The 10,159-nt window shown below is 34.2% G+C and carries 9 protein-coding genes and 1 riboswitch; of the genes, 4 read left to right on the forward strand and 5 right to left on the reverse strand.

The genetic code is table 11. The annotated features are described in order from the left end of the window. The first annotated feature begins 1 nt into the window (after position 1). Genes ybeY through H0Z29_09160 form a run of 4 tightly spaced genes read left to right on the forward strand, consistent with a single transcriptional unit; the run spans position 2 to position 4,134 of the window. Positions 2-487 (forward strand): rRNA maturation RNase YbeY, encoded by a 486-nt coding sequence (gene ybeY, locus H0Z29_09145; protein ID MBO8131663.1) that lies wholly within the window; start codon positions 2-4, stop codon positions 485-487. After that, a complete protein-coding gene (gene mazG, locus H0Z29_09150) occupies positions 465-1,259 on the forward strand; it encodes a nucleoside triphosphate pyrophosphohydrolase (protein MBO8131664.1) in 795 nt (264 codons plus the stop codon). Before ybeY ends, mazG begins: the two co-directional genes overlap by 23 nt. Before the next feature lie 22 nt (positions 1,260-1,281). Beyond that, on the forward strand, positions 1,282-2,322 hold the full coding sequence (locus H0Z29_09155) for a radical SAM protein (GenBank protein ID MBO8131665.1): 1,041 nt from the start codon (positions 1,282-1,284) through the stop codon (positions 2,320-2,322). A 24-nt stretch (positions 2,323-2,346) separates the two neighbouring features. After that, positions 2,347-4,134, forward strand: a complete 1,788-nt coding sequence (locus H0Z29_09160) for a beta-glucuronidase (GenBank protein ID MBO8131666.1) — start codon at positions 2,347-2,349, stop codon at positions 4,132-4,134. Positions 4,135-4,147: 13 nt separating this feature from the next. Here H0Z29_09160 and thiC read toward each other — a convergent pair whose 3' ends face one another. The 5 genes from thiC to H0Z29_09185 all read right to left on the reverse strand — a co-directional run. Beyond that, on the reverse strand, positions 4,148-5,428 hold the full coding sequence (gene thiC / locus H0Z29_09165) for a phosphomethylpyrimidine synthase ThiC (GenBank protein ID MBO8131667.1): 1,281 nt from the start codon (positions 5,426-5,428) through the stop codon (positions 4,148-4,150). Then, the gene (thiE, locus tag H0Z29_09170) at positions 5,406-6,464 is read right to left on the reverse strand and encodes a thiamine phosphate synthase (GenBank protein MBO8131668.1); all 1,059 of its coding nucleotides are present in this window, start codon (positions 6,462-6,464) and stop codon (positions 5,406-5,408) included. Before thiE ends, thiC begins: the two co-directional genes overlap by 23 nt. Continuing rightward, the gene (locus H0Z29_09175; protein MBO8131669.1) at positions 6,430-7,245 is read right to left on the reverse strand and encodes a thiazole biosynthesis protein; all 816 of its coding nucleotides are present in this window, start codon (positions 7,243-7,245) and stop codon (positions 6,430-6,432) included. Before H0Z29_09175 ends, thiE begins: the two co-directional genes overlap by 35 nt. Positions 7,246-7,274: 29 nt before the next feature. Next, the gene (locus H0Z29_09180; GenBank protein MBO8131670.1) at positions 7,275-9,605 is read right to left on the reverse strand and encodes a TonB-dependent receptor; all 2,331 of its coding nucleotides are present in this window, start codon (positions 9,603-9,605) and stop codon (positions 7,275-7,277) included. Beyond that, positions 9,595-9,698: riboswitch (TPP riboswitch) on the reverse strand. It overlaps the preceding gene by 11 nt. Before the next feature lie 114 nt (positions 9,699-9,812). Then, a partial coding sequence (locus H0Z29_09185) for a hypothetical protein (protein MBO8131671.1) occupies positions 9,813-10,159 on the reverse strand: 347 nt, incomplete at its 5' end.

A 10,159-nucleotide genomic window follows, 5' to 3' on the forward strand; every position in this document is an offset into this window, starting at 1 on the left:
TATGCCATACGTTGAAATAATTAATATTTATCCAGAATTATTTTTGTTAAGACCTCCTGTTGAAAATTTAGTGAATTTTTTGGCAAGTAAAGAGACCAAAAGAGTGAAAAAGATTACAATTATAGTAACTGAGGATGAAGTATTAAACGATTTGAAGAAACAGTATTTTGGCGAGGATTACTTGACCGATACTATAAGTTTTAATTTTAATAAGGAAAATGAGCCAGTCGAGGGTGAAATCTACTTGAGTATTGATAGAATAAAAGAGAACGCAAAAGAGTATAATGAAACGTTTGAGAGGGAACTTGTAAGAGTTTTGATACACAGTTTATTACATCTATTTGGATACAATGATCAAACAGATGTCGACAGGAAGCAAATGGAAGCATTACAAAATTTTTACTTGCTCCAACAAAATGTGAAAGGTTTTTATAGAAAAAGGCATAAAGATTCTAGTGGAGAGGATGAGCGAGGCAGAATTAGCTGAAAAGTTTATAGAGCTTGTCAAGGTTGTAAAAAAGTTGCGCAGTCCAGAAGGATGCCAATGGGATAGAGCACAAACCCATCAATCTCTAATTCCATATATGACTGAAGAACTCTATGAAGTAATTGAAGCAATTGAAGAAAATAATGACGAGATGCTTAAAGAAGAGCTCGGTGATCTATTACTGCATATAATTTTTCAGGCTGATTTATCTGAGGAAGAGAGAAAATTCACACTTGCCGATTCGATAGATTTGATCAGAGAAAAATTAATCCGACGGCATCCCCATGTATTTGCTGGACTCAAAGTTAATTCTGTTAGTGAGATAAAAAAGAACTGGGAGAAAATAAAGTTAAAGGAAGGTAGAGGAAGTTTGCTTGATGGTATCCCGATGAATCTACCAGCGCTTCTTCTTGCTAAAAGAGTACAACAAAGGGCATCGGAGGTACGGTTTGACTGGGATAAAATAGATGATGTAATTAGTAAAGTAAGGGAAGAATTAAATGAGCTTGAAGAGGCTATAAAGAAAAAAGACCATAAGATGATTAAAGAAGAACTTGGTGACCTATTATTTAGTATCGTAAATCTTTCAAGATTTTTGAAACAGAATCCAGAAGAAGCTTTGAGATTAACAATAAAAAAATTTGTTTCAAGATTCAAAATCATTGAAAAGAAGTTAAGAGAGAAAGGCAAAAAGCTTGAAGAGGCAACTCTTTCCGAAATGGATAAAATCTGGAATGAGTTAAAAGAAAAGGAAAAAGATAAAATAAATTAGGTATAGCCAGGGGATCTGAAATATGCAAGATAATCAGTTGATTGATTACCAGAAATTATATGAGGCTTATGATAAGCATAAATTTTATTCGATTCAACTGGAAGTAGGGGATCTGTGTTATCAAGGGTGTATATACTGCTATATGAATGCACTTGAAAATCCCAAAAATACCCTTACCGATGAAGAAATAAATAACATACTGGATGATTGCAAAAGACTTGGTGTTGTTGCTGTAGAGTGGCTAGGTGGAGAGCCGTTATTAAGAGAGAATATTTTTGAGTTTATGGCGAGAGCTTATGATTATGGTATGAGAAATAATGTATGGACAGGCGGTTTGCCACTTGGAGATAAAATGATTATAGAAAGCCTAAGCAAATACGCCAGAAATGGTTTAATTGCTTTTCATCTTTCTACAATAAATCCTGAAATTTATATAAAGCTACATCCGAAGAGAACTCCTGAAGATATAGATATAATTACAAATGGGGTAAGAAAACTTCTTGATCTTGGATATCCAAATGAAAAACTTCTCAATTCTGTAACTTATACAGGTGTACAGCCTGCCGAAGATATGATCGAGACTATTAAGTATTTTTATGAAAATTTTGGCATTAAAACCACTGTAAATGTATACCATACTTATCTAAGACCTGGTACTTCACCTGGTGACCTTGTGAAATTTATTCCAGATAAGAGAGAAGTCGCTAAGGTGTATAGATATTATGCAAAAATCTGGGATATGAAACAGTTCCCTATGAATTGTGTGAATAAACAATATTGTGCTACCACATTTGCAGTTCTATGTGACGGTAATGTGACGCCATGTGCCACAATTCGTGAGAAAGAAGCTCCAAATATTCATACAGAACGTCTTTATGAAATTGTGAATAAATATCATGATTGGTTGGCGATAGAAAAATTCAGACAAAAGGATAACTTGCCGGAACAGTGCAGAGATTGCTTTATGTCGGATGAGTGTTTTGGGTGCAGGTCAAGGTCATACGCTGAGGGGAAAGGGCTTTATGGCCCTGATCCAAGGTGTTTCAGAATGAAAAATCAATAACCTCAACAATGGAGAAAGTTCAAAATGAAGAAATTTTTTATAACAATTTTCCTATTATACATAACTTTTCTTAATAATTCATATGGAGAAGAACTCATTCAAAATATTCTCTATAGGAACAAAATATCCCTAAATGGTCAATGGGAAATATTAGTGGATTTGTATGATATTGGTGAGCATTATGAGGGAGGCTTTTATAAAATAAGAGAGATCGGAGAACGGTGGGAAAGACGTGAATATGATTTTGATAAAAGTGATTATTTGCTAGTGCCAGGTGATTGGAATACTCAGAGGGAAAAACTTTTTCTGTATGAGGGTTCGATTTGGTATCACAAAGATTTTTTGTATAGGAAAAAGAATAAGAAGAGAACTTTTATTTATTTTGGTGGAGCAAATTATAAAACTGATGTCTGGGTTAATGGGGAAAAAGTTGGTACTCATGTAGGCGGATTTTCCCCATTTAACTTTGAAGTAACTGATTTATTAAAAAATGGTAAAAATGACATAGTGGTAAGGGTTAATAATGGTAGGAGGAAAGATGGAGTACCTGCTCTTGTTACTGATTGGTTTAATTATGGCGGGATAACCCGCGATGTATATCTTGTAGAATTACCAGAAACATTTATTCAGGATTACTATTTACAATTAAAGAAGGGCAAAAGAGATGTAATAGAGGGATGGGTAAAGTTAGATGGAAGTAATTGTTCTAATAGTAAAGTAAGAATTAAAATAGGTGAATTGAAAATAGATAAATCTTTTATAACCAATAGGAATGGATTTGTGAAGTTTGAATTAAAAGCCAAACCTGAAATGTGGTCACCTCAAAATCCGAAATTGTATAAGGTTGTTATTGAATCAAATGATGATAGGATTTTCGATTATATCGGGTTTAGAACAATTGAGGTTAGTGGGTATGATATTTTACTAAACGGGAAATCAATTTTCTTGAGAGGGATTTGTATTCATGAGGAGGCGCCTTATAACAGGGGCAGGGCTTTTTCGAAAGAAGATGCTAAAGTTCTACTTGAGTGGGCAAAGGAATTGAATTGTAATTTTGTAAGGCTTGCTCATTATCCTCATAATGAAAATATGGTTAGAACAGCGGAAGAGATGGGAATATTAGTCTGGGAAGAGATACCTGTATACTGGGATATAGATTTCGGTAATTTGAACACTCTTGAGAATGCTATAAGTCAGTTAAAGGAGATTATGTCGAGGGACAAAAATAGGGCAAATGTTATTCTCTGGTCTGTAGCAAATGAAACACCTATTACGAAAGAAAGAATGAAATTTTTAACCGAATTGATAAAAGTGATAAAATCAAATGACGATATACGCCTTGTTACGGCTGCTTTACATCGATTTTATAATGGGAATCTTATGAAGATTGAGGATCCCCTTGCAGAGCATCTTGATGTAATCGGTGTTAATGAGTATTTAGGGTGGTATGTTGGATTGCCTTCAAAGTGTGATTCTGTAATGTGGGAATCACCTTATAACAAACCTGTAATCATAAGTGAATTCGGAGCTGGAGCATTGTATGGTTATCATGGTGATGAGTTAACACGATGGTCAGAGGAATATCAGGAAAGTGTTTATAAACATAATCTAGAAATGTTGTCTAAAGTGGATTTTATCAGAGGGATATCTCCATGGATACTGAAGGATTTTCGTTCACCACGAAGAATGTTACATGGCATACAGGATTTTTATAATAGGAAAGGGATTATATCCGAAAATGGACAGAAAAAGAAGGCATTTTATATACTAAAACGGTTTTATGATGAAATTGAAAAGGAATGGACTGATTAGTTTTATGGCTAATTTAAAGTCTTGCGTTCTTGATTGTTTTTATTGCACAGAATTCCCCACACATAGTACAGATTTCTTTTTCGCCAATTTTGCTTGATTCTCTCAATTCCTTTGCTCTTTTTGGATTAATAGACATTTTAATCTGTGTTTCCCAATCAAGATTTTTTCTGGCTTTTGACATTTTATTATCAATTTCAAAAGCATGCTTTTTCCCTTCTGCTAAATCAGCTGCGTGCGCGGCAATTTTGAAGGCTATTATGCCTTCTATCAAGTGTTCAGGAGCTGGCAATCTTAAATGTTCTGCTGGTGTAACACAACATAGAAAGTCTGCGCCATAATATGCTGCCAAAGCGGAACCAATTGCTCCAGCAATATGATCATAACCTGCAGCTATATCGGTTACTAATGGACCTAATACGAAGAAAGGTGCATTTTTAGTTAATATTTTCTGAAGCTTTATGTTTTCTTCTATCATATTTATTGGTATATGTCCCGGTCCCTCAATAATAACCTGTACCCCTTTTTCTCTTGCTCTTGATGCCATTTCACCTAATGTTACAAGTTCCATTATTTGAGCTTTATCAGTTGCATCGGCAACTGCACCGGGTCTCATTCCATCACCCAAAGATATAGTTACATCATATTCAGCAAGTATATTTAAAATTTCATCGAAATAAGCATAGAGGGGAGATTCCTTTTTATTCTTCCTCATCCATGTGATTATAAGAGAGCCACCTCTGCTTACTACATCCAAGACTCTATTGCTTCGGTCAAGAGCACGGAGTGTATTTAAGTTTATTCCTGCATGAATTGTCATGAAATCGATCCCTTCCTTTGCTTGACTTTCCACAGTTTTTAAAAAATCCTTGATGGTCATATCTGTTATAGATTTCCCTTTTGCTGAGAGTTCAAATGCTGTCTGATAAATAGGAACAGTACCCACCGGTATAGTAGAAATTTCTACAACTTTTTTTCTAATTTCATTCATCTTGCTCCCAATAGAAAGATCCATTATTGAATCAGCGCCATATTCCATGGATAATTTTGCTTTCTCAATTTCTTCTTTTGTATTCATATGAAATGGGGATGAACCAATATTAACGTTTATTTTCGTTCGCAAGCCTTTTCCTATACCTTTTATATTTTCAATGTTTCTTAATTTATTTTTAGGAATTACTATACTGCCTTCTTCTACACCTTTCCTGATAAATTCGGGATCAACATCCTCAAATTCCGCTACTTTTTTCATCTCTTCGGTTATTATCCCTTTTTTAGCTTTTTCCAAAATAGTCATTTTTTAACACCTTTGTTGTGAATATATTTTTTAGTTCAAATAGTTCTTTGTAAGGGTCTTTTGAATCTCTGATAGCACTAATGACTGCTACGTTATTACATTTTTTAAAGTATGAATAATTAAGATTAAGCCTTTCTTTGCTAACCCTACCAATTGCCACTACGGGTAACGGAGATATATCAGTACAAATTTTCAACTTTTCTAAACCAACAGTATTTTCCTCTTTCCCCTTTGTTTTAGTTTCCCAGATAGGTCCGAAGCCAATATAGTCTATGTTAAGCTTAATAGCTTCATGTGCTTGCTCTAGAGAGTGAGTTGATAGGCCTATCAGAGTTTTTTGCCCGACCATTTCTCTCACACATTGTGGTGGAAGATCATCCTTTCCGAGATGTACACCATCGGCTTCTATTATCACCGCTATATCTGGTCTATCATTTATTATTACCAATGTATCAGTGTTTTGAGTTAATTCCCTGATTTTTTCAGCCATTTTCAGGAATTCAGAATCAGTTTTATTTTTACATCTTAATTGAATGGCGGGCAAATTCAGTTCTATCGCGTATTTTACTATGTCAATATAATTTACATTAATGTAATTGGATATAATAAGATATATTCCCTTTTTTAGAATTGGTCTATTGGTGGTTGTTATAATTTCTTTCTCGATAGCATAAACTTTATATCGAAGTTTTTTTAGTTCAGCGGCCATTTTAGGCGATTCAATTTTAAAGATTTCTTCTAAAACTCTTAAGCCTTCCTTTGATCTATTTAGGTTAGATAGTATTAAGTCTTTAACATTTTGTCTATCATTCTCAGTAATACTTTCTGTTTTAAAACCTACATCGTTTGATATATCTCTGGAGCAAATTAGAAGGGATTGGTTAAAAGTTTTTCTTATCTGGTGTCTTAGTGATTTTAATTGAGTTTGGTGATTTTCATTGTTGTAATAAAATCTTATTATATCTTCAACTACTCTTAGTCCCTCAGCTACTCGATTTATATTAGCGTCTATGATTCTTGATAATTTCGATTCCACAATTCACCTGTTTTAGTTTTTCAAGAATTTGTTCTGCTACTTTTTTCCCTGATAGAAACATTCCGCCGAAAATTGGACCCATTCTATATCCTCCCAAAACAGCGTTCGCTGCCATACCTGAAACGAATAATCCTGGATATACTTCCTTAGTATTTTCAACAGTTTGAGTTTCTCCTTGTGTAGCATCCATTGATTTTTCTCCAATTATTTGTCCGGTTTCGGTATTTAACTTAACGCCCATTTTTCTTGATAGTATCGTAACAATTTCAGCTGCATGTCCAGTTGCATCAATTACGTATTTAGAATAAAAACTCAGTGGATCAATGTGTAGATTGGCCATATTAACAGGAGACCAATTGATTACAATCCCTGCTACTCGATTTTTTTTGAATATTAAATCTTCTACGTTAATCAAGTTGAAGATATTTAATCCAGCAGAGATTGCCTTTTTAATTAATGTAGCTACAACATCTATTGAATTTGCTACATAATATCCTTTTTTGTATTCTTGAACTTTGAGTTCAAACTCTTCAATAATTGGTAAAATAGAATCCTGGAGAACAATTTCATTAAACATCATACCCCCACCCCATAAACCGCCACCAATAGAGAGCTTTTTTTCAAATAGAGCAGCCTTTTTACCCGCTTTTGATATATAATATCCTGCAACGAGTCCTGAAGGACCTCCCCCAATTATCGCAACATCAAGGTCAGTGGCATTTCTTAGTTTTTCAAAATATCTATCTATAATTGCATTTGTAATGATTGTTTCATTAAGCACAGTTACCTCCATTATGTGTTTAAAGTGTTTTATAATTTAAATGTTATAGACCCAAAAATATTACGAGTTGCTCCTGGCCAGTAGAAAGCGTAGTAGGTACCATTCCATTCATAGCCATATCCAAATGTTTCATAGAGGGTATCAAATAGATTATTTATTTTAAGATTTATATCAAAATTTTTTAATCTAATATTCAGTCCTACATCTGCTACAAAATATGGATCAATCTTACCGAGGTTATTACTGTCTATAAATTGCTTACCTACATACTTTGCGTTTCCGTAAAAGGAAAAAAAGTCCGAAAGTCTATATTTTAAAAGGACATTGGTAAGAATGGCAGGAGTGTAGGGGAGTTTATTGTTTTTATGAGAGCCAGAATTGTATTTATGATTACTGTATGTAAAATTAAGATGTAGATCTATATTATCAGTTGGTTTCATTGCAAAATCGAACTCTAACCCTGCATGAAGTGTTCTATCTGCTGAATAATAATCGTACTCACCTTCTTGCTCTACATCTATGTTTTTTAATTGTTCGTTGAAATATTTTATGTAATAGTAATTCAGTGACATGGAGAAGAGGTTAGAAATATAATCTATACCTAATTCATAGTCGTCAATAACTTCTGCTGCTGCCATTACGGGTTTGCTCCAGACATCGTCGGCATCAATAATTTGGTCATCAGCTGGTTCTTTGTGAGCCTTACCGTAATTGGCAAATGCTGAAAGATTATCAGTAAAATTGTAAATTATTCCAATCCTTGGATTGAAAAATGGCCATGTTGCAGTGAGCTTGTGTCCAGCAGCATGTCCAATTTTTTTTTGGTCTAACTTCCAGTTTATATATTGATATTGCAGATCCCCAACGAGTGTTAGTTTGCTATAGATATTGTATGCAATATGTATGAAAAATGAATAGGGAGTTTTCATACCGTAATACTGATAATATTTGTACCATTTATTTCCATAAGCCTCGGTTATTTTTTTATTTAAGGTGGAATCGGAGAAGTCTTTTATCTCACCAAAATGATCCCCTTTATAGTATCTTAGCTCACCACCGATATCTAATCTATAATTTTTTGCTTTGTAAGTAATTGTTGGTACTATTCCATAGTAAGTATTCACTATCCAGCGTCTTCTCCAGAAACTTGATTCAAGTTTTAGCTCGACGCTGTCAGGGTATTCGTTATATATATCCAGGCTGTATTCATAGTAGTTTTTGTCAGTTACATAGTTTTTATAGTATCCTGCGCCTTTCACAAGATAAGCTACATTGGATAAAAAGAGTTTTTCATTTATTTCCCACTTTGTATTCAGTGAATATATTTGCTGAAGAAAATCGTCGGTGTATGCTTTATAACTTTTTCTTCTCAGCTTTCTATTTTTTATAAATTCAGCCGGGACACCATCCCAAACTAAATTTGTATTCTCATATCCTATTAATGCTCGAAATTGATTGATCAGGTTATTGGTACGATGTTCTATCCCAAGAAATCCTGCCCGCTGGAAGCTGCCGTGGTATTCCCTATATCCATCTGATGTAGTCTGGGTTATTCGGGCATTGATTGTAAAGTTTTTACTTAACAGGTCTCGTGTTGAGAATTTTGTTCTAATTTTGTTTGTATTGAATGAACCTTTACCCAATGTTAAGCTTGCGTAGGGGATATCCTGACTTATTTCAGTCAAAATGTTTATTGAGCCTCCAAAGGCAGCCGAACCGTATAAACTATTTCCAATACCTCTCTGTATCTGTACATTCTGAGCGTCGCTTAAAATATCGGTATGATCAACCCAGTATACTTGATGACTTTCATTGTCATTAAGAGGTACATTATCGATCATGACAGCAATTTTTGACTGATCAAATCCTCTTATTGAGACATACGAATAACCAGTACCATTCCCACTTTCGCTATAAGCATAGATACCTGGCTCATATGTGAGAACCATCGGCACATCTTCAACTGTGTAAATTTGTACAATTTTTTCTTTTGTCAGGTTTGAAAATGCTATGGGAGTTTTCCCTTTCTCTGCCCGTATTGCAGAAACGAAAATCTTTTCAAGTTCCAGTACTCTTTCTTTTAAAATAATTGTAAGGAACTCTTGATCGACTACTTTTACTTTTTTCTCTTCATATGAGATATGAGAGAATGTTAATACTGCTGGAAGTTGAGTGACATATAGGGAAAAGTTACCTTCCTCGTCTGTAGTTGTGCCAAATTGAGTATTTTCTACTATTACGTTGACGAAAGGGATTGGATTACCTAAGTAATTTAGTACCTTACCTTTAATGTTGATTTGTTGAGCAGTGATAATTTGAAATGAAATAAGGAGAATGAATAAAAAGAGTGTACGTTTCATTTTGCCCTCCCTACGCTGGTATTACCCAGATCAGGTTCAAGGGGTATTATCTCAGCCTCCCATGTTCAATGGGAAGCACCCCCGGCAAATTATTAAATACAATAACGTATTTAATAATAAGCCAAATAACAAAACTAAGATAGAGACTTTTTTTTAAATTGTCAATTAAAATAAAAAAAATGGCAATGCAATAGAATTCTATTGAAATTAGCAAACATAGATAAAGGTACCCCTGTTTAGTTCTGTTTTATGGTATGGTTTTGCAAAAACTTCTCTATATGCATTCATTCCCTTAAGGAATAGAAGCAAGATTTTATCCACCTGTTTTTCATCTATCCAAGCTGGATATCGCCTTAGAAATTCACGTAAATGTCTGAAAAACCCTTTCCCGAAAGGGACTCTACGAGCCGCCATATTAACAGTTCTTAACCTGTGTCGATACTCGAAAGGGAAATCATAGTAATGGAAGAGATTTTCTTCGTGTAAAGCGAATGTTTTGCTTATGGATGGTCTAATTCTTCCCCATTTCTTCAAGAACTCGAGATATCTATCAT

The sequence above is a fragment of the Candidatus Neomarinimicrobiota bacterium genome, from assembly GCA_017656425.1.
GTDB lineage: Bacteria > Fidelibacterota > UBA2242 > UBA2242 > B5-G15 > JACDNV01.

Excerpts from the sequence above, each read along its gene's own strand:
- ybeY (MBO8131663.1), top strand. The coding sequence starts at position 2 with ATGCCATACGTTGAAATAATTAATATTTATCCAGAATTATTTTTGTTA.
- mazG (MBO8131664.1), top strand. The coding sequence starts at position 465 with ATGAGCGAGGCAGAATTAGCTGAAAAGTTTATAGAGCTTGTCAAGGTT.
- H0Z29_09155 (MBO8131665.1), top strand. The coding sequence starts at position 1,282 with ATGCAAGATAATCAGTTGATTGATTACCAGAAATTATATGAGGCTTAT.
- H0Z29_09180 (MBO8131670.1), bottom strand. The coding sequence starts at position 9,605 with ATGAAACGTACACTCTTTTTATTCATTCTCCTTATTTCATTTCAAATT.
- thiC (MBO8131667.1), bottom strand. The coding sequence starts at position 5,428 with ATGACTATTTTGGAAAAAGCTAAAAAAGGGATAATAACCGAAGAGATG.
- H0Z29_09160 (MBO8131666.1), top strand. The coding sequence starts at position 2,347 with ATGAAGAAATTTTTTATAACAATTTTCCTATTATACATAACTTTTCTT.